18 protein-coding genes are annotated in these 22,651 nt (G+C 66.4%); 5 read left to right on the top strand and 13 right to left on the bottom strand.

Features of this window, described 5'->3' with window-relative positions:
• Positions 1-99 precede the first annotated feature (99 nt).
• The gene (gene purU / locus U4Z64_RS22210; protein WP_124485154.1) at positions 100-987 is read left to right on the top strand and encodes a formyltetrahydrofolate deformylase; all 888 of its coding nucleotides are present in this window, start codon (positions 100-102) and stop codon (positions 985-987) included.
• A 150-nt stretch (positions 988-1,137) separates the two neighbouring features.
• Here purU and U4Z64_RS22205 read toward each other — a convergent pair whose 3' ends face one another.
• The 11 genes from U4Z64_RS22205 to U4Z64_RS22155 form a co-directional block, all read right to left on the bottom strand.
• Positions 1,138-2,793: an APC family permease gene (locus U4Z64_RS22205; RefSeq protein ID WP_044844354.1), complete on the bottom strand. Its 1,656-nt coding sequence runs from the start codon at positions 2,791-2,793 to the stop codon at positions 1,138-1,140.
• A 179-nt stretch (positions 2,794-2,972) separates the two neighbouring features.
• The gene (locus tag U4Z64_RS22200) at positions 2,973-3,836 is read right to left on the bottom strand and encodes a glycine betaine ABC transporter substrate-binding protein (protein ID WP_044844355.1); all 864 of its coding nucleotides are present in this window, start codon (positions 3,834-3,836) and stop codon (positions 2,973-2,975) included.
• A 149-nt stretch (positions 3,837-3,985) separates the two neighbouring features.
• Entirely contained in the window at positions 3,986-5,134 is a 1,149-nt protein-coding gene (locus tag U4Z64_RS22195; RefSeq protein ID WP_321802251.1) for a hybrid-cluster NAD(P)-dependent oxidoreductase, read from the bottom strand.
• Positions 5,135-5,161: 27 nt separating this feature from the next.
• Entirely contained in the window at positions 5,162-6,403 is a 1,242-nt protein-coding gene (locus tag U4Z64_RS22190) for an aromatic ring-hydroxylating dioxygenase subunit alpha (RefSeq protein ID WP_321821094.1), read from the bottom strand.
• 52 nt (positions 6,404-6,455) lie between these two features.
• Positions 6,456-7,241, bottom strand: coding sequence for an electron transfer flavoprotein subunit beta/FixA family protein (locus tag U4Z64_RS22185; protein ID WP_321821093.1), 786 nt, complete (start codon positions 7,239-7,241; stop codon positions 6,456-6,458).
• Positions 7,238-8,407 carry an electron transfer flavoprotein subunit alpha/FixB family protein gene (locus tag U4Z64_RS22180; protein WP_321821092.1) on the bottom strand — a complete coding sequence of 390 codons (1,170 nt, stop codon included), beginning with the start codon at positions 8,405-8,407 and terminating at the stop codon, positions 7,238-7,240. The genes U4Z64_RS22185 and U4Z64_RS22180 overlap by 4 nt, the downstream gene beginning before the upstream one ends.
• 4 nt (positions 8,408-8,411) lie before the next feature.
• Entirely contained in the window at positions 8,412-10,337 is a 1,926-nt protein-coding gene (locus U4Z64_RS22175; RefSeq protein ID WP_321821091.1) for a (Fe-S)-binding protein, read from the bottom strand.
• 3 nt (positions 10,338-10,340) lie between these two features.
• Positions 10,341-12,404 carry an NADH:flavin oxidoreductase gene (locus U4Z64_RS22170; protein ID WP_044844361.1) on the bottom strand — a complete coding sequence of 688 codons (2,064 nt, stop codon included), beginning with the start codon at positions 12,402-12,404 and terminating at the stop codon, positions 10,341-10,343.
• Positions 12,405-12,476: 72 nt separating this feature from the next.
• Entirely contained in the window at positions 12,477-13,010 is a 534-nt protein-coding gene (locus U4Z64_RS22165) for a DUF5943 domain-containing protein (RefSeq protein ID WP_006488993.1), read from the bottom strand.
• A 139-nt stretch (positions 13,011-13,149) separates the two neighbouring features.
• Positions 13,150-14,121 carry a dipeptidase gene (locus U4Z64_RS22160; RefSeq protein ID WP_044844362.1) on the bottom strand — a complete coding sequence of 324 codons (972 nt, stop codon included), beginning with the start codon at positions 14,119-14,121 and terminating at the stop codon, positions 13,150-13,152.
• 43 nt (positions 14,122-14,164) lie between these two features.
• A complete protein-coding gene (locus U4Z64_RS22155) occupies positions 14,165-15,439 on the bottom strand; it encodes a serine hydroxymethyltransferase (protein ID WP_044844363.1) in 1,275 nt (424 codons plus the stop codon).
• 9 nt (positions 15,440-15,448) lie between these two features.
• Between U4Z64_RS22155 and U4Z64_RS22150 the strand changes: the two genes are divergently transcribed.
• Both U4Z64_RS22150 and U4Z64_RS22145 read left to right on the top strand, forming a co-directional pair.
• Complete coding sequence (locus tag U4Z64_RS22150; RefSeq protein WP_321802250.1) at positions 15,449-15,673, top strand: hypothetical protein; 225 nt, start codon at positions 15,449-15,451, stop codon at positions 15,671-15,673.
• Positions 15,674-15,897: 224 nt separating this feature from the next.
• Positions 15,898-16,923, top strand: a complete 1,026-nt coding sequence (locus U4Z64_RS22145) for a GlxA family transcriptional regulator (RefSeq protein ID WP_124521481.1) — start codon at positions 15,898-15,900, stop codon at positions 16,921-16,923.
• 73 nt (positions 16,924-16,996) lie between these two features.
• Here U4Z64_RS22145 and U4Z64_RS22140 read toward each other — a convergent pair whose 3' ends face one another.
• Entirely contained in the window at positions 16,997-18,409 is a 1,413-nt protein-coding gene (locus U4Z64_RS22140) for a discoidin domain-containing protein (RefSeq protein WP_044844365.1), read from the bottom strand.
• A 283-nt stretch (positions 18,410-18,692) separates the two neighbouring features.
• Here U4Z64_RS22140 and U4Z64_RS22135 point away from each other — a divergent pair, with 283 nt between their 5' ends.
• Both U4Z64_RS22135 and U4Z64_RS22130 read left to right on the top strand, forming a co-directional pair.
• The gene (locus U4Z64_RS22135) at positions 18,693-20,114 is read left to right on the top strand and encodes a PLP-dependent aminotransferase family protein (protein ID WP_321821090.1); all 1,422 of its coding nucleotides are present in this window, start codon (positions 18,693-18,695) and stop codon (positions 20,112-20,114) included.
• A gap of 8 nt (positions 20,115-20,122) precedes the next feature.
• Positions 20,123-20,959: an ATP-dependent serine protease gene (locus U4Z64_RS22130; RefSeq protein ID WP_321821089.1), complete on the top strand. Its 837-nt coding sequence runs from the start codon at positions 20,123-20,125 to the stop codon at positions 20,957-20,959.
• A 278-nt stretch (positions 20,960-21,237) separates the two neighbouring features.
• Here the strand turns inward: U4Z64_RS22130 and fdhA are convergent, their stop codons facing one another.
• Positions 21,238-22,434: a formaldehyde dehydrogenase, glutathione-independent gene (gene fdhA / locus U4Z64_RS22125; RefSeq protein WP_044844368.1), complete on the bottom strand. Its 1,197-nt coding sequence runs from the start codon at positions 22,432-22,434 to the stop codon at positions 21,238-21,240.
• Positions 22,435-22,651 lie beyond the last annotated feature (217 nt).

Genomic DNA, 22,651 nt, shown 5'->3' with positions numbered 1-22,651 from the left:
AATCGTCCTGATTTACTTGAGCCTCCCGCTACCCGCGTAGCGTGGCGCCCTGTCGCGCCGCCGCGCGCGCGTTGCGTTCCCTGACATCCGAGGAATCTCATGACCGCCGACTCACGCCCCGATCAATTCGTCCTGACGCTGTCGTGCCCGAGCGCGGCCGGCCAGGTCGCCGCCGTCGTCGGCTTTCTCGAGCGCCATCGCTGCTACGTCGATGCGCTGAACGTGTTCGACGATGATCTCAGCAACCATTTCTTCGTGCGCTGCGTGTTTCATCCGACGGATGAGACGCTGCAGATCGACGCGCTGCGCCAGGAGTTCGGTCCGATCGCGACCGCGCTCGGCGGCGGCGGTGACGGCGACACGCAATGGGCGATCCACGACGTGAACGCGCGCCCGAAGGTGCTGATCATGGTGTCGAAACTCGAGCACTGCCTCGCGGACCTGTTGTTCCGCTGGCGGATGGGCGAACTGAAGATGGACATCGTCGGCATCGTGTCGAACCATCCGGACTTCGAACCGCTCGCCACGCAGCACGGGCTGCCGTTCCGCCACTTCCCGATCACGGCCGACACCAAGGCGCAGCAGGAAGCGCAGTGGCTCGACTTCTTCGAGTCGAGCGGCGCAGAACTCGTGATCCTCGCGCGCTACATGCAGGTGCTGTCGCAGGAAACCAGCGCGAAGCTCGCGAACCGCGCGATCAACATCCATCACTCGTTCCTGCCCGGCTTCAAGGGCGCGAAGCCGTATCACCAGGCGCATGCGCGCGGCGTGAAGCTGATCGGCGCGACCGCGCATTTCGTGACCGACGATCTCGACGAAGGCCCGATCATCGAGCAGGTCGTCGAACGCGTCGATCATGCGCTGCGTCCCGAGCAATTGCTCGCGGTGGGCCGCGACGTCGAGTGCATCACGCTCGCGCGCGCGGTGAAGGCGTTCATCGAGCGGCGCGTGTTTCTGAACGGCGACCGGACGGTGGTGTTTCCGTAAGCGCATCCGTTCGGCGCACAGCCAACAAAAAACCCGACCGGCAGCACCTGCCGGTCGGGTTTTTTATCGCGTTGCGTTCGACGCGTCGCGCAACGGCCCCGGGTGCGGTGTCCGGGTTCGCCGCGCGACGCGCGTGCCGCGTTCAGATGCTTACTTGACCCACGCGAAGTAGTACGACAGCCAGATCGTCAGCGCAGCACCGACCAGCGCCGCATACGGCATCAGATTCAGCCACATCGCGCGCTTCGGCACTTCGAGTTCCATGTCGCGCTGCATCTGCGCGGGGAAACGGCCGCGATCCTGCCAGTAGTGACGATAGAGAAACACCGGCACGATCAGCAGCATCGCGATCAGACCGTTGCGCAGCGTGCCTTCGCCCTGCAGGTTCGCGCCCGCGCCGACATAGACGAGGTTCGCGTAGCCGCAGACCGAGCCGGCGACGAGCAGCCAGGTCGGGCAGCGGAACGGCCGATCCCAGTTGCCGCGGTCCATTCGGTGGATCCAGCCCGACTGGAGATTCAGGAATACGAACAGCATGTAGCAGACGTTCGAGATCGCCAGCACCGTCATGTAGTCCGACATCATCAGCAACACGAGGTTGAAGCCGAGATCGGTCCACATCGCGCGCGTGGGCGAGCCGTGCTCGTTCACGTGCGACAGGTACTTCGGCAGCCAGCCGTCGACCGATGCCTGGTACAGCGTGCGCGACGAGCCCATCATCGACGTCATCACGATCAGCAGGATCGACAGCATCAGCATCACGACGACCGCGTTCGCGACCCATGCACCGCCACCGACGATCTTCGCCATCGCGGCCGCGACGCCGGTGCCGTCGCCGATCGCCGGGTCGAGCATCGCCTGCGTGCCGAGCGCGCCCTGGAACGCCATCGGCACGAGCGTCATCACGACGAGGCACAGCGCGCCCGACCAGAAGATCGCCTTCGCGGTGTCGCGACGCGGATCGCGGAATTCGCGCGTGTAGCAGACCGCCGTTTCGAAGCCGTACGACGCCCAGCCGGCCATGAACATCGCGCCGAGCGCCATCGTCACGCCCTGCCCGTTCCACGAACCGAAGGTCGCGGTCGTGAGGTTGCCTTGAGCGTCATGACCGAGCGGCAGCAGCGGAAGCAGGTTCGACATCGGCACGTCGCCGGTGACGAACGGCACGATGCCGACGATCAGCAGCGGCGTGAGCGACGCAATGCCGAGAATGCGCTGCGTACGCGCGGCTTTCGACGCACCGCTGTGCTGAAGCTTGAACGTGATGAGAAGCAGAATCGTCGCGATGATGAACGTCGCGTTGATCCGCAGTGAAAGACCGGACTTGATGAACCCGAGATCCGCAACCTTGAACTGCCAGTGCAGCACCGCCGCGTCGGCGGGAAAGAGACTCGTGAGCGCATAGCTCGCCGCGAGGCCGCAGCCGAGCGCGAGCATCGGCGACCACGCGAGCCAGTTGCACCACACGGAAACCGGGGCAATCAGCTTGCTGTAACGGACCCAGCCGATCGCGCCGTATACCGACGCGCCGCCCGATTTATGGGGAAATAGTCCCGATATTTCCGCATAAGTCGCGCTTTGAATCAGCCCCATCGTGATCGCGGCGATCCAGATCGCCCACGCGGGCTGGCCGATCGTCGCGCATACGCCGCCGATCGTGAACAGCACGCCTGCCGGCACACCGCTCGTCACCCAGAATGCGTCTTTCCAAGTCAGGCCACGATGCAGCGTGTGGCCCGTCGAATCATGTGAGATGGTTGCCTCAACGTCACTGGTGCGATTAGCACGCAGTCCTGCCTGACTCATCCAATTCCTCCTGTGATGACTCCGCACAAGGGCCGTAGTGTAACAACTTACGCGCTTTTTTGCAGAATCAGTAAAAGAAAGCCGGGATATGGCCGCATGAATTCACGATTGTTTCGGATTCCTGCATGCCATTCCCGGCGTATTTATTTATGATGATTCGCGCGACGAATCGCCGCGGCTTACTGCGCGCCTTCAGTCCACGAATTCACGCGGTCAGCATGCGCGGCAATCCATGCATCGGCGGCCGCTTCCGGCTTCGAACCGTTCTGGATCGCGAGCATCACGCTGTCGATCTCGCCCGGCTTCCACTGGAACTTCTTCAGGAACGCGACGACCGGCTTGGCCTTCGTTTCGAGCTGCGGGTTCGCGACGCTGTCGACGTGCTCCGCGCCGCCGAACACCTTCTTCGGATCCTCGAGGAAGCGCAGCTTCCACTTCGCGAACATCCAGTGCGGCGCCCAGCCGGTCACGATCACCGGCTTGTTCGCGCCGACGGAGCGCGACAGCTCGGCCGTCATCGCGCTGCCCGAACTCGGCATCAGCGTGTAGCTGAGGCCGTAGCTCTTGATCGCTTCGTCGGTCTTGCGCATCACGCCCGCACCCGCATCGATGCCGACGATCCGGCCGCCGAAGCTGCTTTTCTCGGCATTCAGATCTTCGATGCTCTTCGCCTTCACGTAGTCGGGGACGATCAGGCCGATCTTGGCGTCAGGAAAGTTCGCACCGAGATCGACGACCTTCGACTTGTATTCGCCCCAGTAGGAGCCGTGCGTGACGGGCAGCCATGCGGACAGCGTCGCGTCGAGGTCGCCGCGCGCCACGCCCTGCCACATGATCCCGGCAGCCACCGGCACGAGCTGGACCTGGTAACCGAGCTTCTTCTCGATCACGCGTGCCGCGACGTTCGACGTCGCCACACTGTCGTCCCAGCCTTCGACGTAACCGATCTTCAGCGTGGGCTTCGTATCCGCGAGCGCCGACGCGCTCAATGCCACCATCGCCGACAGTGCGCCGGTCCACAGCAGTTTTCCGAACAACTTCATGGTCGATCTCCTTGAAATGCGCACCGTGCGCGTTGTCTCTCTAGGTTCTTCAACCACAAATCCGCGGTATCGTTGTTTTCCGACGGATGCTTGTCCGGAGGCGACGCAACGCGACGCGACGCGCCCGGACCGGCGATGGCTCGATACGACTACTTGTCGATCACGAGATCCGACAGCGGCTTGCTGCAGCACAGCAGCACCATCCCCTGATCGATCTCGCGCTGGCGGATGCCGCCGTTGTGCTTCATCTCGACCTGCCCCGACACGAGCTTCACCTTGCAGGTGCCGCACATGCCCTGCGTGCACGACGCCGGCAGCCGCACGCCGGACTGGCGCGCCGCATCGAGCACGTGCTGCTCCGAGCCGCACGAAATCTCGCGATTGCTCTTCGCGAAGCTGACCGTGTACTGCTTCGTCGCGACGTCGCCGTCGTTGGCCGCCGGCGCGAGTTCGGCGATCACGTCGTCGCTCGCGGTCTGCGCGAGCGTCTCGAACGAGAAGCTTTCCTCGTGATACTGCTTGCGGTCGAAGCCGGCTTCGTCGAGCAGGTCGCGCACGGCCTTCATGTACGGCGCGGGGCCGCACGTGAAGATCTCGCGCTCCATGAAGTCCGGTGCGATCAGCTTGAGCAGCGGCAGCGTCAGGAAGCCCGTGACGCCCGGCCAGTTGGTGCGTGCACCGACGCGCTCGACGACGAACGACGTACGGAAGTTCGTATGGTTCGACGCGATCAGGTCGAGCTCGCGCGCGAAGATGATGTCGTCCGGCGTGCGCGCGCTGTGCACGAACAGGATGTCGCGATCCTCGGCGAGATCATGATGCGCGCGGCTCATCGACATCAGCGGCGTGACGCCCGAACCGGCCGACAGGAACAGGTACTTGCGCGCCGGATGCCGCGCGCACGTGAATTCGCCGGCCGGGCCGAGAACGCGAACCGACGCGCCCGGCTGCAGGTTGTCGTGCAGCCAGTTCGACACCTTGCCGCCCGGCACGCGCTTCACCGTGATCGAGATCGTGTGCGGCCGCGCGGGCGACGACGAGATCGTGTAGCACCGGTTGATCGTCTCGCCGTCGATGTCGAGTTCGAGCGTGATGAACTGCCCCGGCTCGAAGGAAAACGCACGGCCTTGCGGCGAACGGAAGAAGAAACTCTTCACGTCGTGGGTTTCCTGACGCACGTGGCAGCACACCAGCGTTTCCTCGACGTCGCTCGTCCAGCGCTCGGGCAGCGCGCTCCAGAACGCCGGGTGCGTCACCCGGCTGTCCACCGGCTCGAAATTGGCCGAATCTCGCATCATGTGTAGCTCCACTTGCTGTCTGCTGTACTACGCGCCGATTTTTTCGGCGAGCCGGCCGATGTACCAGGCCGAGAATTTTTCGACGAGACCTTCCGTGTACGGCGAATACGGGCCCGGCTCGTATGCGCTGCTGGTCGCGCCGCGCTGCGAGAATTCGACGAGCGCGCGATCCTGGTCGTTGGTCGCGTTCCACACGGCCGTCAGGTTCTTCACGTCGTAGTCGATGCCTTCCTTCGCATCCTTGTGGACGAGCCACTTGGTGCGCACGAGCGTCTTGCCGGCCGACAGCGGAATCACCGAGAACGTCACGATGTGATCGCTCATGAAGTGATGCCACGAGTTCGGCTGCGTCCAGAACGACAGGCCGCCGAGGTCGGCCTGGTCGAACTGGCCGAGCAGCTTCTTCGATGCGACCTTCGCGTCGAGCGTCTGCGATTCGCCGTGGCGGTCGAGCGGCAGGCGCTGCGTGCGGAAGCCCGTCACGTCGAGCAGCTTTTCGATTTCGGCGGACGGCAGGCCCATCTCGGCCCACTCCTTGCCGCGGCGCACGCAGGTTTCAGCGAACGCGTCCATGCCTTCGGCGTTCGCGTCGGAGCGCTGGTAGCCGAAGCCGTATTCGTACAGCGAGATCGTCAGCTCGGGATGGTTCGCGACGCAGTGATAGCACTCGCGGTTGTTCTCCATCGTGAGCTTCCAGTTGCCTTCCTCGATGATGTCGATCTGCGCGGCGATCTTCGTGTTCGGCAGATCGTGCGGCTGCAGATACGGCTCCATCTGGGCGCGCAGCTGCGCGAAATCGACCGGCGGCTCCTCGGCGAGGCAGATGAAGATCAGGCCGGCGAGGTTCTGCACGTGCACCGACTTCAGGCTGTGCTTGCAGCGGTCGAACTTCTCGCCCATGTGCTCGGCGAACATCAGCTGGCCGGTCAGGTTGTAGGTCCAGCTGTGGTACGGGCACACGATGTTGCCGACCGAGCCCTTATCCTCGTTGCACAGGCGCGCGCCGCGGTGGCGGCACACGTTGTGGAACGCGCGGATTTCCATGTCGTCGTCGCGCACGATCAGGATCGAGTCGCTGCCCAGTTCCACGGTCACGTAGTCGCCCGGCTCGGGAATGTCCGGTTCGACCGCGACCTGGATCCAGTGCTGGCGGAAAATCGCCTCCATGTCGAGGGCGAAGATGTCCTCGCTCGTGTAGAACGGCGCCTCGAGGCTGTAACCTTCCTTGCGTCGCTCGATCAGTGCACGAATGTCTGCCGATACTTTCATCGTTTGCTCCGGATTCCTTGCGTCCCAGTGTGGTTGCCGACAGGCATCAAAATCAGTAGTCGATGAGCTGATGCTCGCGCAAATACGCGAGGATCACTTGTGCTTTTTCGACTGAACTCCCTTCATTTACGACGTTGCCGCCGCGGCTTTCGGTCGTGGTCGCGGACAGCATCCGGGCATGCCCCGAGCGCTTCTCGGCGGCGACCAGCTTTACGGGTTTACGCTCGATCGGGCCGACCTTCCAGGCCGCCGCATCGGCGTCCGCGCCGGTCGACGTGAGTGCCGGGCGGATCGCGCCGGCGCGCAGCCGCGCATACGCGTAGCGCGGCGCCACGTTGGCGAGCGGATGGACCGCGACGACGGCCGGCAGCGCCGCGTCGACGCGCCGCCGCAGCCCTTTCGGCAAGAATTGCCGGACCGCCGCGCGTCCGCCGTCGACCGTCACGTCGACGGCCGAGCCGACGAGCGGATAGGCGAGCGCCGCGGCGACGCGATACGGCAGCATCCCGGTGTCGTACGCGCCCTCGGCGCGCGTGCCGGTCAGCACGAGGTCGTAGCCTTCGACGCGCGCGGCAAGCGCATGCGCGGCGTCGTCGCCGTCGTGGCAGGCCAGCACCTCGACCTGCCGCGCGCCGAGCGCGAGGTATTCAGCAAGCGCTTCATTCGCGGGATCGCCCGCATGGATCACGTCGAGCTGCGCGCGATGCCGCTCCGCGAGCTGGCGGCCGACCTCGAGCGCGGCCGCGTCGTTGCGGCTGTAGCGCGCGGTGCCGCTGACGGGGTGCCGGCCGACGGACACGAGCACCGCGATGCGTTGCAACTGGCGGGGGGCGTTCATGCTGCGACTCCTTCGGTTTCACGCGAGCCGACCGCGGCCGGCGATTGTCCGCGCGACGCGCGCGCGGCCTGCACCTGTTCGATCAGCGCGGCGATCGTCGCCTGCGCGTCGCCCACCACCGTCAGGTTCGCGCGCTTCGCGATCGGCGCGCTGCCGTCGAGGTTCACCGCGATCACGTGACGGCAGTCCTTGATCCCCTGCAAGTGCTGAACCGCGCCCGAGATGCCGAACGCGATGTACACGCTCGCCTCGACCGTCTTGCCGGTCGCGCCCACCTGCTTGTCGCGCGTGAAGTGACCGTTGTCGACCGCGACGCGGCTCGCGCCGATCGCCGCGCCGAACGCGCCGGCCAGTTGCTCGAACGCGCCGATGTCGGACACGCCGTTGCCGGCCGACACGATGAAGTCGGCTTCCTCCAGCGCGACCTGCGCCGCGTCGATTTCCTCGAGGCCGAGATCGCGGTACGGCTGCGCCGCGTCGCCGGCCGGGCGGATGAAGTCGGCGGCCAGGCGCTCGCCCGCGCCGACGAACGGCAGTTTCGCCTCGACCGCGTTCTGCGCGAGCAGAATCACGTCGGGCAGCCCGCGCGTCGCGAACGCGCGGCCGGCCTGCGCATACGCGCCGACATGCTTCGCGTCGATCTCGACCACGTGGGTCGCGACGCTCGCGCCGGCCGCCGCCGCGTAACGCCGGCCGAGATCGCCGTCGCCGGTCGCGTTATCGGGCACGAACACGTGCTTCGGCGCGAGCGCCGCGGCGCATGCCTGCAAGGCTTGCAATTCGCTTTCGGGCGCGAAGGCGCGACGGTCGAAGTCGGCCAGCTCGATCAGCTTGTCGACGCCGAGTTCGGCGGCGTCATCCTTCAGTTCGCCGAATGCCAGCAGCGCGACTTCGGTCTGCGCGTCGGCGAGCACCGCGGCAGCGGCGATCGCCTGCCGCGTATGGTCGTCGAGCGCGCCGCGCTCGGTGTGCGCCACCACCAGCATCACGTGCTTCGGGTCCTGCACCGCGCGGCGCGGCTTCGCGGCCGCGGCGCCATGACCGTGCACGGACCACTGCGCGGCGCTCGCGTCGGCGCTGCCTTCCTCGCCGAGCGTGATGCGCTTCAGGCCCGCGGCCGTGATGATGAACGGCCGGCGCGGATCGATTCGTTTGATCGTGTTCATCGATTCACTCCAGCGAGGCGGCAACGAGTTCGGCCACGTCGAGCACGTCGGGGCGCGGGCCCACGACGCCTTCGAGCATCGCCGTGCAGTTCGGGCAACCGACCGCGACCACGTCCGCGCCGATGGCGCGCGCGTCGGCGATGCGGATGTCGGGAATACGCTGCTTGCCCGGGATGTCGGTCAGCGGCGCACCGCCGCCACCGCCGCAGCAGCGGCCGCGCATGCCGTTGCGCTCCATCTCGACGACCTGGATGCCGATCGTCTTCAGCAGCTTGCGCGGCGATTCCGTCTCGCCGTTGTAGCGGCCGAGGTAGCACGGGTCGTGATACGTGGTGCGCTTCTCGCGCAGCGACTCGACCGCCTTCGGCGCGATCTTGCCGCTGTCGGCCAGCTCCGCGAGGTAGGTCGTGTGATGCTTGACCGTCACGCGCAGCCCGAGCGCGCGGTATTCGTTGCGCAGGCTGTGCATCACGTGCGGGTCGGCCGTCACGATCTGCTTGTACGACAGCGAGCCGAGCGTGCCGATCAGGCGCTTCGCCATCTGCTGGAACGTCGCTTCGTCGCCGAGGCGGCGTGCGACGTCGCCGGTGTCGGTCTCGGTCCCGCCGAGTACCGCGTAGTCGACGCCCGCCTTGTTCAGCACCTTGACGAACGCGCGCAGCGTGCGCTGGTAACGCATGTCGAACGCGCCTTCACCCGCGACGAGCAGCACGTCGACCGGCTTGCCCGGTTGCGCGACCGGCGCGTTCAGGTCGACCGACCAGTCGTAGCGCGCAGCCGTGTCGTAGCCGCCCATCGTGCCGGTCTCGCGCAGGTTCGCGAGCACTTCCTGGCCCTTGCCCGGCACCGTGCCGTGCACCAGCGTGCGGTTGCGGCGCATGTCGACGATCGCGTCGACGTGCTCGATCAGCATCGGGCACTCCTGCACGCATGCGCGGCAGGTGGTGCACGACCACAGCGTCTGCTCCTCGATCAGGCCCGACACGATCGGGCCGTTCGGCTCGCCGCGATGCTGGCCGACCGCGAGGCCCGGCGTCGGGCTGCCGGCGTACGCGGCATCGGTGCCGCCCGCCATCCCGACGACGAGATCCTGGATCAGTTTCTTCGGGTTCAGCGGCTGGCCCGATGCGAACGCGGGGCACGCGGCTTCGCACTTGCCGCACTGCACGCACGCGTCGAAGCTCAGCAGCTGGTTCCAGCGGAATTCGACCGGCTTCGCGACGCCGTACTCCTCGTGCTCGATGTCCGGCAGCTTCAGCGCGGTCGGCGGCGTGGCCGTGCCGTTGCCCGTGAACGATTCACGGGTGGCCGCGAAACGCTCCTGGCGCGGGTGGAACGCGAGGTGCAGCAAGCCGGCGATCGCGTGCTTCATCGGGCCGCCCTTCGCGGCGCCGACGGTCATCGTGAAGGCGCCGGCGCCGATCAGCAGCGCGCAGAGCACCGCGAACGCACCCGACATCGCGCCGGTCGGCACGACCATGAACAGCACGAGGCCGAGCGCGAACGAGCCGAGCAGCCAGGGCAGCGCGTTCCACGGGCCGCGCGACAGGCGCGCCGGCACGTCCTTCGCCGCGCGGCGGCGCCAGACGAACACCACGCCGACGAGCATCGCGAGCGCCGCGAGGAAGATCAGCTTGTCGAGCCACGGCGAGTAGATCGCGAGGCCGTAGTTGACGAACACCAGCGCGAGCGCGGCGATCGCGCCGCCGGCGGTCGCGACGTGGGTCTTCGCGATGTACGGATCGCGGGCGACCACATGGTGCAGGTCGACGAAGTAGCGCTTCGGGATCGTGAACAGGTTCGCGATGCCGAACGAGCCGGGCGCCGTCGCGCGCCCGAGACGCCAGTAGGACGAGCGCTTCGCGACCGCGAACGCGAGCCCCGCCACCGACAGCCACAGCAGTGCGGTAATGAGGAAAGCCGGATTCATTTTTTAGAAATCCTTGACGAGGCGCAGCGAGTCGTAGATCGCACCGTGGACGTTGTGCATCGAGATGCAGTCGCCGACACGGAACAGCAGGAAGCGGCCGTTGCCCAGTTCTTCCGACAGGCACGGCTGCGGCTCGGCCGCGAACAGCGTGTGCGGATCGATCTGGCCGCGGTTCACCGACTCCGGCTTGAGCTTCCAGTACAGCTCGTCGTTCGGCGACGAACCGTTCTCGATCACGACCTGGTCGACCGCGCGCTCTTCCAGCTCCTCGGTGTATTCGTTGCGCAGCACGGCGATGATCTTGCCGTCTTCCTCATACACGCGATCGAGCATCGTGTTCGGCGTCGGGATCACGCCGAGCGCGTACAGGCGGCGATAGAAGATCGGGAACGTCGTGCCGCCGCAATCGTCGGCCACCTTCACGTCGGGCGTCACGACCTCGACCTTCGAGCCGCGGCTCGCCATGAAGTCGGCCACGCCGGCGCCCGCATGCGTGCTCACGCCGTCGAACAGCAGCACGTTCTGCTTCGGCTCGACCTTGCCGGTCAGGATGTCCCACGAGCTGACCGCGAGACCTTCGGCCACGCCCCACGCCGGCACCTGCCACGTGAAGCTCGAACCGCCGGTCGCGAGCACGACGATGTCCGGCTTCTCGGCCATGATCATCTTCTCGTCGGCGGCGACGCCGAGGCGCCGGTCGACGCCGAGACGCTTGGTTTCCATGTCGAACCAGCGGATGATCCCCGACATCTGTTCGCGCTGCGGCGCCTTCGCGGCGATCATCACCTGGCCGCCGACTTCGGCGTTCTTCTCGAACAGCACGACGTCGTGGCCGCGCAGCTTCGCGACGCGTGCGGCCTCGAGCCCCGCGGGGCCCGCGCCGACCACCACCACCTTGCGCTTCGGGCCGCGCGACTTCTCGATGATGTGCGGCATCGTCGCTTCGCGCGACGTCGCGGCGTTCTGGATGCACAGCACGTCGAGGCCGTTGTACTGGCGGTCGATGCAGTAGTTCGCGCCGACGCACTGCTTGATTTCGTCTTCGCGGCCGTCGCGGATCTTGATCACCATGTGCGGATCGGCGATCTGCGCGCGCGTCATGCCGACCAGGTCGATCATGCCGTTCGCGAGCAGGCGCTCGGCCTGGCCCGCGTCGCGGATGCTCTGTGCGTGCATCACGGGAATCTTCACCACCGACTTGATGCCGGCCGCGAGGTGCACGAACGGCTCCGGCGGCAGCGCCATCGGCGGCATGCAGTTCGCGATCGTGTTGTGCGTGTCGCCGCCCGAGCCGACCACGCTCAGGTAGTCGATCAGGCCCGTCTCCGACATCGCCTGCGCGATTTCCTTCAGCGCTTCGTGATCGAGACCGTCCTCGTGGAATTCGTCGCCGCACATCCGCAGGCCGACGCAGAAATCCTTGCCGACCGCTTCACGCACGGCCGTCAGCACTTCGATGCCGAAGCGCAGACGGTTCTCGAGGCTGCCGCCCCATTCGTCGGTGCGGTGGTTCGAACGCTTGCTCCAGAACTGGTCGATCAGGTGCTGGTGCGCGGCGGAGATTTCGATGCCGTCCATGCCGGCTGCCTTCACGCGCTTCGCGGCGGCCGCGAAGTCGCCGATGATGCGGCGGATTTCCTCGATCTCGATGATCTTCGCGTTACCGCGGTGCACCGGCTCGCGCACGCCCGACGGCGACATCAGGTGCGGCCAGTGCTCGCCGTGGAACGACGAGCGGCGACCCATGTGCGTCGCCTGGATCATGATCTTCGCGCCGTGCTTGTGCATCGTGTCGGCGAGACGCGTGAGCGGGTCGATGATCTTGTCGTTCGACAGGTTCACCGACTTCCACCAGCCCTGCGGGCTGTCGATCGACACGGGGCTCGAGCCGCCGCAGATCGCGAGGCCGACGCCACCCTTCGCCTTCTCTTCGTAGTAGCGGATGTAGCGGTCGCCCGGCAGGCCGCCCGGCTCGGCATACACCTCCGCGTGCGCGGTGCTGACGATCCGGTTGCGCAGCGTCAGCTGGTTCAGCTGCATGGGTTTGAACAGGTGGGGATAACGCATCGCAGGCGACCTCTGGCGTTCGAATGTCTCGTGTTGCGGGTGTTGTTTGTTGCTGTGTCGTGGGTCGGCGCGTCAGTGCGCGATCGGCGACACTTCGAAGACGCAGTGATCGTGGTGCTCGGCCGCACACTGCACTTCTTTCGACTGCGCGCGCGGCGCGCCCTTGCCTTCCGGCGTCGTGTCGTTGACCCAGTCCATCGCGCCGGCGAACCAGCCCGCGAACATGTAGCAGAGCTTGCCTTCCTTGCCCGGCTGCTGGAGCACGAACGACGAGTGGCGCAGCTCGATCTTCGCGCGTGCGCTGGCCGGATCGGCCTCGATGATCGAGAACAGGCCCCAGCCGCGTTGCGACAGGCGCTTCAGGTAGTGCTCGAACACCGCCATGCCGGTGAGGCCGTGCAGCTTCGCTTCCTTGTCGCACCAGTGGTACGCGGACTTGTAGCCGGCCTTGTAGAGGATCTCGGCATACGCCTCGACGCCGAGCGCTTCCTCGACGGCGACGTGGTTGTTCGTGAAGAAGTGGCGCGGCACGTACAGCATCGGCAGCGCGTCGGTGGTCCAGACGCCGGTATCGGGATCGACGTTGATCGGCAGTTGCGGTTGCATCGTGGTGACTCCGTGAGGAAAATTGGCCGCGCGGCTCAGGCGCAGGCACGACATCGTCCGCGTGCCCGCGCGACAGGCGCCGGCACGTCCCGATTGTTCTAGTGTTGAATCGCGGGTGGCGGTTCGGCTCGGCAGGCGCTTACGCGCCCCACACGTCCTTGAACACGCGCACCCAGTTCTCGCCCATGATCTTGCGGATGCGCGACTCCTTCCAGCCGTGGCGTTCCATCGCCGCGGTCAGGTTCGGGAATTCGCCGATCGTGCGGATGCCGTCCGGGTTGATCACCTTGCCGAAGTTCGTCAGCTGGCGATAGCGGCCCTTGTCATGCGTCAGCATGTCGAAGAATTCCTTCGCGAAATCCTGCGTGAAGTCCGTGCCGATGCCGACCGCGTCTTCGCCGATCAGGTTCACGACGTAGTCGATCGCCTCGATGTAGTCGTCGATGTTCGCCTCGATGCCGCGCTTCAGGAACGGCGCGAACATCGTCACGCCGACGAAGCCGCCGGCGTCGGCGATTTCCTTCAGCTGCGCGTCGCTCTTGTTGCGCGGATGTTCCTTGAGGCCCGACGGCAGGCAGTGCGAGTAGCACACCGGCTTCTTCGAGAACGCGATCGCTTCCGACGACGTGTTGCCGCCCACATGCGACAGGTCGACCATGATGCCGACGCGGTTCATCTCGGTGATCACTTCGCGGCCGAAGTCCGACAGGCCGCCGTCGCGCTCGTAGCAGCCGGTGCCGACCAGGTTCTGCGTGTTGTAGCAGAGCTGCACGACGCGCACGCCCATGTCGGCGAACGCCTCGATGTAGCCGAGGTTGTCCTCGAACGCGTGCGCGTTCTGGAAGCCGAGGATGATCCCCGTCTTGCCTTCCTTCTTCGCGCGGAAGATGTCGTCGGTCGTGCGCACCAGCGTCAGCAGTTCGCCGTTCTCGCGGATCTTCTGCTTCATCACGCCGATGTTGTCGACGGTCTTGGTGAAGTTCTCCCACACCGATACCGTGCAGTTCGCGGCCGTGATGCCGCCCTTGCGCATGTCCTCGAACACCGGCTTCTCGAACTTCGAGATGTTCAGTCCGTCGATGATGATGCTGTCCTGATGCAGCGTGCTCATATCTGCCTCTCGCTCCAGTCTCTGCTGTATGTGGGGTCGTCGATCAGTAAATCGGGAAGCGCTCGCAAAGCGCGAAAATCTCGCGGCGCACGCGCTGTTCGGTCGCGTGGTCGCCTTCCGGGTTCGCGCGCAGCGCGTCGAACACCTCGAGAATCAGCCGGCCGACTTCGCGGAACTCCGCGACGCCGAAGCCGCGCGTCGTGCCGGCCGGCGTGCCGAGGCGGATGCCCGACGTGACGGTCGGCTTCTCGGTGTCGAACGGAATGCCGTTCTTGTTGCAGGTGATGCCCGCGCGTTCGAGCGCCTGCTCGACCGGCGCGCCCTTCAGGCCCTTCGGGCGCAGGTCGACCAGCAGCAGGTGGTTGTCGGTGCCGCCGGTGACGAGGTCGACGCCGCCCGCCTTCAGCACTTCGCCGAGGGCCTGCGCGTTCGCGAGCACGTTGTCGATGTAGGTCTTGAAGTCCGCATGCAGCACTTCGCCGAACGCGACGGCCTTGCCGGCGATCACGTGCATCAGCGGGCCGCCCTGCAGGCCGGGGAACACGGCCGAGTTGATCTTCTTCGCGATCTCTTCGTCGTTGGTCAGCACGAAGCCGCCGCGCGGGCCGCGCAGCGTCTTGTGCGTGGTCGACGTGACGACGTGCGCGTGCTCGACCGGATTCGCATGGCGGCCGGCGGCGATCACGCCCGCGATGTGCGCCATGTCGACCATCAGCTTCGCGCCGACGCTGTCGGCGATCGCACGGAAGCGGGCGAAGTCCAGCGCGCGCGGGTACGCCGAGAAGCCGGCGATGATCAGGCTCGGCTTGTGCTCGTGCGCGAGTGCCTCGACCTGGTCGTAGTCGATCCGCATCGTGTCGCGGTTCACGCCGTACTGCACGGCGTTGAACCACTTGCCCGACAGCGCCGGCTTCGCGCCGTGCGTCAGGTGGCCGCCGGCGTCCAGCGACATGCCGAGCACCGTGTCGCCCGGCTTCGCGAGCGCGAGCATCACCGAACCGTTCGCCTGCGCGCCCGAGTGCGGCTGCACGTTCGCATAGCCGGCGTTGAAGATCTGCTTCACGCGCTCGATCGCCAGCGCCTCCACCTCGTCCGCGAACTCGCAGCCGCCGTAGTACCGCTTGCCCGGATAGCCTTCCGCATACTTGTTGGTCAGCACCGAACCCTGGGCCTCCAGCACCGCGCGCGACACGATGTTTTCCGACGCGATCAGCTCGACCTGCGACTGCTGGCGCTCGAGTTCCTTCAGGATGGCGCTGCGCACCGGCGCGTCGCGCTCGGCGAGGGGCTGCGAGAAGAAAGGCTGGGTGTTCGACATAGTGCGTCCGTGACGAAGAATAAAGGGCGTGAAACCGAAGCTCGAGGCCCGCCATACCTGGGTTTCCAGCGCATCCAGTGCAAGGCTGCCGACGGCTCTATTCTTGTCGTTCGGATTTTCGACGGATTGATGAATTTAGACGCGTTCTTTACCTTTTCCGCCATGCGCGTCCGTTTTGTACAAGTGACCGGTCGTGCTTTTTGGGATGACGAGGCAAGCCGGCGTGTGCAGTGAATTCGCGATTCACCGATGGACAGGCACTTCGCCGGTGCCTGTGCTGTGCGTCCCGGGTGCAGCGCAGCCCGCTTACGGTGCAGTGCAGCATCCGCCCCGCGCCCATACAACGTATGGAGCTAGGGTTTAGCCGTATGGCACGGTTGTTGCGCTCGCTCCCACAATACGGCAGCCCGATCCGTGCCTCGGGCTAAAAGCTATTAGAGATTCAAGGAACGCTCCCCATGTCGCCCGACCGCACAGCGTCGCTGTCCCACTTCGCGTTCATGCCTTTACCGAACTTCACGATGATCGCGTTCACCAATGCGATCGAGGTGCTTCGGATGGCGAACTACCTGAGCGGCCAGCCGCTCTACCGCTGGTCGATCATCAGCCCGGACGGCGGCCCGGTCACGGCGAGCAATGGCCTCACGGTCGACACGGGCCCGGCCGAGTGCGTCGGGCAGCCGGATATCGTATTCGTGTGCGGCGGCGTCGACGTGCAGCGCGCGACCACGCCCGCCCATCTGTCGACGCTGCGCCGCTTCGCGCGTTCGGGCATTCCGCTCGGCAGCCTGTGCACGGGCACCTATGCGCTCGCGAAGTCGGGGCTGCTCGCGGGCTACGCGTGCGCGATCCACTGGGAAAACATGTCGGCGCTGAAGGAAGAGTTTCCGGACACGCGCTTCCTGAAGGAACTGTTCGTGGTCGACCGCGATCGCATCACGTGCACGGGCGGCGTCGCGCCGCTCGACATGATGCTGAACCTGATCGCCGCACGGATAGGCACGCCGCGCGTCACGCAGATCGCCGAGCAGTTCATCGTCGAACACGTGCGCGACACGAGCGCGCAACAGCGGATGCCGCTCGTCGCGCGGCTCGGCTCGGCGAACAAGTCGCTGTTCGAAGTGATTTCGCTGATGGAGAACAACATCGAGGAACCGCTGTCGCGCGAGGAGCTCGCGCGGCTCGCGAACATGTCGCAGCGTCAGCTGCAGCGCCTGTTCCGCGAACACCTCGGGATGACGCCCACGCACTATTACCTGACGCTGCGGCTGCGCCGCGCACGCGAGCTGCTGCTGCAGACCGACATGTCGATCATGCACATCACGATGGCGTGCGGCTTCCAGTCGGCGTGCCACTTCAGCAAGAGCTATCGCGATGCGTTCGGCGTCGCGCCGACGCGCGAACGCCGCAAGCAGGTCGCGCCGCTCGCACAGGGCGCGGCGACATCCGCGCCGGCGTTTCCGGCGCATGTGATTCATGCGTGACGCACGAGTTGCGCGAGTTGCACGAGTCGCGCGATAAAAAAAAGCGGCCTCGAAGGCCGCTTTTTGCTGGTGCTTACGATCCCCACACCTGCATTTCGTCGAGCGAATACCCCCACTGCGTCGCCCGCTTCGTACCGAGCATCCGCACGTAGCGCCCCTGCGCATTCAGGTTCGGCAACGTGACGTGACCGTACGACACGCCGTTGTTCGTCGAGTAGACCGTCGTCCAGTTCGCGTTGTCGTTCGACGTCTGGATCTGGTACACGAGCGCGCCCGCGTCCCAGTAGAGATCGACGCTGCTGATCTTCTTCACCGCGCCGAGATCGACGGAGATCCATTGCGGATCGACGCCCGCGCCTTCCGGCGAATCCCAGCGCGTGCTGGTCGTGTTACCGTCGAACGCCTTGTCCGCCGTCAGCGATGTGTTGTAGCTCGCCGACGCGGCAGCCGGCCGACCTTGCGACAGCAGCGTCGGCTGCGCGGCGGCCGGGCCGCCGTAGTAGCTCGAGCCGAGCTTCGCCTTGGTCGTGTCCGCGTTCACGCCGAACTGCGACAGGCTCCAGCGCTGGCCGGTCGTCACGTCGCCGACGTAGAGCTGGTAGCCGCCCGCCGTCGTCGACGAGAAGAACACGTAGTTCGTGCCGGTCACCGGCGCCGGGTCCGAGTTGTTGCTCACGCAGTCGTTGATCGGCAGCGCGTTCGGCGTCGATGCCGGGTCCGCGGTCTTCGTGTAGATCTGGTCCGCGCCGCCGCTATCCTTCCAGCGTGCATAGAACACCATGCCGTCGCCGCGCACGATCGGATAGTAGGTCTGCAGACCGGCCGGATGATCGAACGTGGCGGTCGCGCCGGTCGCGATCGTGCGCTTCATCAGCCCCATGTTCGAGCCGGTGCCCGTCGCGTAGTAGACGGCGCTCGCGTCCGGCGCGAGGAACGGCATCGAGTATTCGGCGCCGGCCGGTGCGTTCGTCAGGCTCACGACCGACGTGAACACCGGGCCCGCGCTCGTGTACGACAGCGTGCCCTGCTTCACGTCGCCGTTCTGCTTGAACACGAGCGTCTTGCCGTCGGCGCTGAATTTCGGATCTTCGTTGCGCGTCGCGCCGGTGCTGTTCGTCAGGTTGACGGGCGGCGTGCCGGCGCCGAGCTGCAGCATGAACACGTTCCATGCGCCGTTGCTGATGCCCATGAACGCGAGCCACTTGCCGTCGGGGCTGAACACGCCGTTCATCGGATCGGTGATGCCCCAGCTGCTCTTGCTCAGCTGCGTGAGCGTATGGGCCGAAAAATCGTACAGGAACAGCTGGCTCGTGCCGTCGCCGTAGTTGACGTAGCTGTGATAGACGAGCTTGCCGGTCAGCGCCGCGGGAAACGACGCGTTGGATTGAGTCGGAGGATTGCTGATGCAGGCCGCTTCGGCAGCACCACTGGACAGGTTGAGAGCGATGCCGGCCACGAGGCCCGCAGCGAGGAACTTCGATTTCACGCTGATTGCTTCCGGGAAAGGTAGGGACGGAGCGGCCCGGGTCCCGCACACGGTGCACGGGGTTCACGGGTCCGCCATCGGAGGGCGCGAACTCGGTATCGATCACGCATCGGGAATGAAACTTGCGCAGGATGCCTGCTCGCTCGTCTGAAGAAAAGGCTCAAAGTGAGTCGAAAACAACCGGATCAGCGACAGGCGCATCAGCGTTTGAGGGCGGGATTGAACGCGGCGGAGGCCGTGCTACTCTTTTTTCACGACGGCCGCGATCGGCCGGAGGGCAGGCATGAAGCGTTATGCGGCGCTGGCTCAGACGATTGGCGACGCGATCCGGCGTGGCGACCTCGGGCCCGGCGCGCGTATCCCGACCGTGCGCGCAGCGTGCCGCGCTTACCGTGTAAGTCCATCCACCGTGTTTCGCGCGTACTACAAGCTCGAAAGCGAGGGCCTGATCACCGCGCGTGCGCGCTCCGGATATTTCGTTGCGAACCTGGATGACAAGCGCGTGCGCGAGGGTCACGACACCCCGCGCAAACCGGCTGCGCCGCAGGCCGGCGACACCGATGTGCTGTTCCGCTTGCTCGACTCGCTCAAATTCGACGACATCGTGCCGCTGGGTTCCGCGTTCGCCAGCTATTCGCTGTTTCCGATGAGCAGCCTGTGGCGGTACGCGGCGGCGGCGGCCCGCAACATGGACCGCGCGAAACTGCTGGCCGGACTGCCGCCCGGCCATGAAGCGCTGCGCCGCCAGATCGCACTGCGCTACCTGAACGCGGGCGCGTCATTGCCGATGGAAGAGATCGTCATCACGACCGGCGCGGCCGAAGCGCTGACGCTGAGCCTGCAGGCGCTCACGCGCCCCGGCGACCTCGTCGCGATCGAACGTCCGGCCTACCACGCGGTACTGCAGGCCGTGCGGCGGCTGCATCTGAAGGCCATCGAAATTCCGGTGGATCCGCGCACCGGCCTCGATCTCGATGCGCTCGCCGACGCGCTCGACACGCATCCGGTGCGCGCCTGCTGGTTCATGACCTCGTTCCACAACCCGACCGGCGCGACGCTGCCCGACGAGCGCAAGCGCGCGCTGATCGACCTGCTCGCGTCGCACCGCGTGCCGCTGATCGAGGACGACGTGTTCGGCGAACTGCACTTCGGCCCGACGCCCACGCGGCCCGCGAAGCTGTACGACGAAAGCGGGCTGGTGCTGCATTGCGGTTCGTTCTCGAAGTGCCTCGCCCCCGGTTTCCGGGTCGGCTGGGTCGCGGCCGGACGCTACGTGAAGCAGATCAGGCAGGTGAAGAACGCGAGCGCGCCGGCGGCCGACGTGCCCGCGCAGATGGCCGTATCCCGCTACCTGCTCAACGGCGCGTACGACCGCTTCCTGCGCAGGCTCCGCCGCAACCTGGCGGCGCACCAGGCACAGATGCTGGCGGCCGTCCGCGCGTACTTCCCGCCCGACACGGCGGTGCATGCCCCGCGCGGCGGGTATTTCCTGTGGATCGAATTGCCGCCGCACGTGGATGCGATGCGGTTGTTCGGCGACGCGATGAAAAACGGCGTCAGCCTCGCGCCCGGGCCGATTTTTTCCATGACGGGCGCCTTTCACCGCTACGTCCGGCTGAACTACGGCCGGCCGTGGACCCCTGCCGTCGAGGACGCGATGCAGACCCTCGGGACGCTCGCGGGGCGGCAACGACAGACGAGGTAGCAACGACCATGCAAGTCCTGCCCATCCGGAAAGTCCGCACGCGCGACACATTGCGCGGCGCACTGAACCTGCGCGCCGAGCCGCGCGATGCCGTCAGCCAGCGCTGCCGGCAATGCGGCTTCATGGCATTCCGCGCCACCGAGCAATGCCCCGTCTGCGGACTCGGGGACTGGCCGTTCGCGCCGCTGCGCGAATCGAGCGAATCGAGCGAATCGAGCGAATCGAGCGACCAGAGCAACCGGAGCGACGAAGCGCAGGCCGCTCCTCCGCACGACGCGCTCCCCGTCCCGACATGGTCGTCGCGCATCGGCGCCGCGGTGCGCAGCGCGGCGATCCGGCGGCCGAGCGCGTCGAGCGCGCCGCTGCTGAGCATCCTGACCCTCGTGCTGCTGGTCGGCGGCTATGTGACGTTCGACCGGACGTGCAAGGCCGACCCGGTCTGCCGCGGCCAGGGCGCGCCGGCGCCAGCGGCAAACGACGCCAGTCTGCATGCGGCCGACGCGCAGACGTTGCCGGTCGTGCCCGCGCCCGTCTATGCATTTCATCCGGCCGACCACCCGGCGCCCGACACCGACCGGCTTGCCGCCGCCGACCGGCTGGACGCAACCGATCGAGCAGGCTATGCCGGCACGAGCCGACACATGACCGGACGCACGGCATCCACGGTCGCGCGGCACGCACCGGCGGTGCGCGCGCGCAGCGGTACGCGCGTCGTCAACTGGAAAGGCGGCGCTACGGCGACGCGACACGCGCACGCGATCCGCCGCGTGAGCCTGCATACGCGCCACGGTCGGCGCGCGACGGCAAGCGCGACCCAAGTGGCCATGGTCTATCGTGCGCACTGAGCGCCGGGCGCGCCGGAATTCGGCGCGATCGCGGCCGCGATGCTGTCGTACGGGATCGCCGCATACGACTCGACGCGCAAGCCGGCGAGCGTCCGGCCGTTCGTGTCGGCGTTCGGCAGCCGGTTGGCCGCGGCGATCGGTCTCGTGCCGCACGCCGTATCGCAGCAATCGCGGGCCGCAGCGATCGGGGTTCGCCTGCGCCGGCAGCGCCCGCCCACAGCAAAAACGGGCGGCACCGTTTCCGGTACCGCCCGTTTCATGTTCCGCCCGTTCGTGCGTCAGGCCGCCAGCAAGCCGTGCGGATCGATCACGAATTTGCGCGGCGCGCCGCCGTCGAACTTCTTGTAGCCTTCCGGCGCCTGATCGAGCGAGATCACCTCGACGTTGACGATCTTCGCGATCGGCAGACGGTCGAACAGGATGGCCTGCATCAGGTTGCGGTTGTACTTCAGCACCGGCGTCTGGCCCGTGAAGAACGAATGCGACTTCGCCCAGCCGAGGCCAAAGCGGATGCTCAGGCTGCCGTGCTGCGCGGCCTTGTCCTTCGCGCCCGGATCGTCCGTCACGTACAGGCCCGGAATGCCGATCGCGCCGGCAGGACGCGTGATTTCCATCAGCGAGTTCAGCACCGTCGCGGGCGCTTCCTCCGAATGGCCCGACGAACCGTGGCCGTGCGCCTCGAAGCCGACGCAGTCGACCGCGCAGTCGATCTCCGGCACGCCGAGGATCTGCTCGATCTGCTCGCCGAGCGACGCGTCCTTCGACAGGTCGACCGTTTCGAAGCCCATCGCCCGCGCGTGCGCGAGGCGTTCCGCGTTCATGTCGCCGACGATCGTGACCGCCGCGCCGAGCAGGCGCGCCGATGCGGCCGCCGCCATCCCGACCGGGCCCGCGCCCGCGATGTAGACCGTCGAGCCCGGCTTCACGCCCGCGCTCACCGCGCCGTGATAACCGGTCGGCAGAATGTCGGACAGGCAGGTGAGGTCGCGGATCTTCGCCATTGCCTGGTCGCGGTCCGGGAATTTCAGCAGGTTGAAGTCGGCGTACGGCACGAGCACGTACTCGGCCTGGCCGCCGATCCAGCCGCCCATGTCGACGTAGCCGTATGCGCCGCCGGCTCGCGACGGATTCACGTTCAGGCACACGCCCGTATGCGTGTCCTTGCACATCGCGCAGCGCCCGCACGCGACGTTGAAGGGCACCGACACGAGATCGCCGATCTTCAGCGTCTCGACGTCGCGGCCCACCTCGACCACTTCGCCCGTGATCTCGTGACCGAGCACGAGGCCGATCGGCGCGGTCGTGCGGCCGCGCACCATGTGCTGGTCGGAACCGCAGATGTTCGTGCTGACCACTTTCAGGATCACGCCGTGGCCGATCGCGCGGCCGGTCGGATCGACCATCTTCGGATAATCGATCTTCTGAACTTCGACCTTGCCCGGCCCAAGATAGACGACACCTCGATTGCTGCTCATCGTATTGTCTCCATGTCTCGTTGGATGGCGCTGCTGTGCGCCGGCAGATGCGGTGCTACGCAACGTGCTGTTCGAGAGTAGTCCCGGAGGTGGGGGCGTCGATGTCTCAAACGCGACACGCGTTTGATCGGTGCCGACATCGGTGGCGGAAATGCGAAAGTCGGGCCGGAAAAGGGGTGCGGGGTGGGGGCTGCAGGAGATGCAGGCCGCGAGGCCG

The sequence above is a fragment of the Burkholderia sp. BCC1996 genome (genome assembly GCF_905339955.1).
Taxonomy (GTDB): Bacteria; Pseudomonadota; Gammaproteobacteria; order Burkholderiales; family Burkholderiaceae; genus Burkholderia.
The sequence above is the reverse complement of the archived record's forward strand: the minus strand, read 5'-3'. Positions and strand labels throughout refer to the sequence as shown.

Bases quoted from the DNA above. Each gene is read 5' to 3' on its own strand.
- purU (WP_124485154.1), top strand. From the start codon at position 100: ATGACCGCCGACTCACGCCCCGATCAATTCGTCCTGACGCTGTCGTGC.
- U4Z64_RS22205 (WP_044844354.1), bottom strand. From the start codon at position 2,793: ATGAGTCAGGCAGGACTGCGTGCTAATCGCACCAGTGACGTTGAGGCA.
- U4Z64_RS22200 (WP_044844355.1), bottom strand. From the start codon at position 3,836: ATGAAGTTGTTCGGAAAACTGCTGTGGACCGGCGCACTGTCGGCGATG.
- U4Z64_RS22195 (WP_321802251.1), bottom strand. From the start codon at position 5,134: ATGATGCGAGATTCGGCCAATTTCGAGCCGGTGGACAGCCGGGTGACG.
- U4Z64_RS22190 (WP_321821094.1), bottom strand. From the start codon at position 6,403: ATGAAAGTATCGGCAGACATTCGTGCACTGATCGAGCGACGCAAGGAA.
- U4Z64_RS22185 (WP_321821093.1), bottom strand. From the start codon at position 7,241: ATGAACGCCCCCCGCCAGTTGCAACGCATCGCGGTGCTCGTGTCCGTC.
- U4Z64_RS22180 (WP_321821092.1), bottom strand. From the start codon at position 8,407: ATGAACACGATCAAACGAATCGATCCGCGCCGGCCGTTCATCATCACG.
- U4Z64_RS22175 (WP_321821091.1), bottom strand. From the start codon at position 10,337: ATGAATCCGGCTTTCCTCATTACCGCACTGCTGTGGCTGTCGGTGGCG.
- U4Z64_RS22170 (WP_044844361.1), bottom strand. From the start codon at position 12,404: ATGCGTTATCCCCACCTGTTCAAACCCATGCAGCTGAACCAGCTGACG.
- U4Z64_RS22165 (WP_006488993.1), bottom strand. From the start codon at position 13,010: ATGCAACCGCAACTGCCGATCAACGTCGATCCCGATACCGGCGTCTGG.
- U4Z64_RS22160 (WP_044844362.1), bottom strand. From the start codon at position 14,121: ATGAGCACGCTGCATCAGGACAGCATCATCATCGACGGACTGAACATC.
- U4Z64_RS22155 (WP_044844363.1), bottom strand. From the start codon at position 15,439: ATGTCGAACACCCAGCCTTTCTTCTCGCAGCCCCTCGCCGAGCGCGAC.
- U4Z64_RS22145 (WP_124521481.1), top strand. From the start codon at position 15,898: ATGTCGCCCGACCGCACAGCGTCGCTGTCCCACTTCGCGTTCATGCCT.
- U4Z64_RS22135 (WP_321821090.1), top strand. From the start codon at position 18,693: ATGAAGCGTTATGCGGCGCTGGCTCAGACGATTGGCGACGCGATCCGG.
- U4Z64_RS22130 (WP_321821089.1), top strand. From the start codon at position 20,123: ATGCAAGTCCTGCCCATCCGGAAAGTCCGCACGCGCGACACATTGCGC.
- fdhA (WP_044844368.1), bottom strand. From the start codon at position 22,434: ATGAGCAGCAATCGAGGTGTCGTCTATCTTGGGCCGGGCAAGGTCGAA.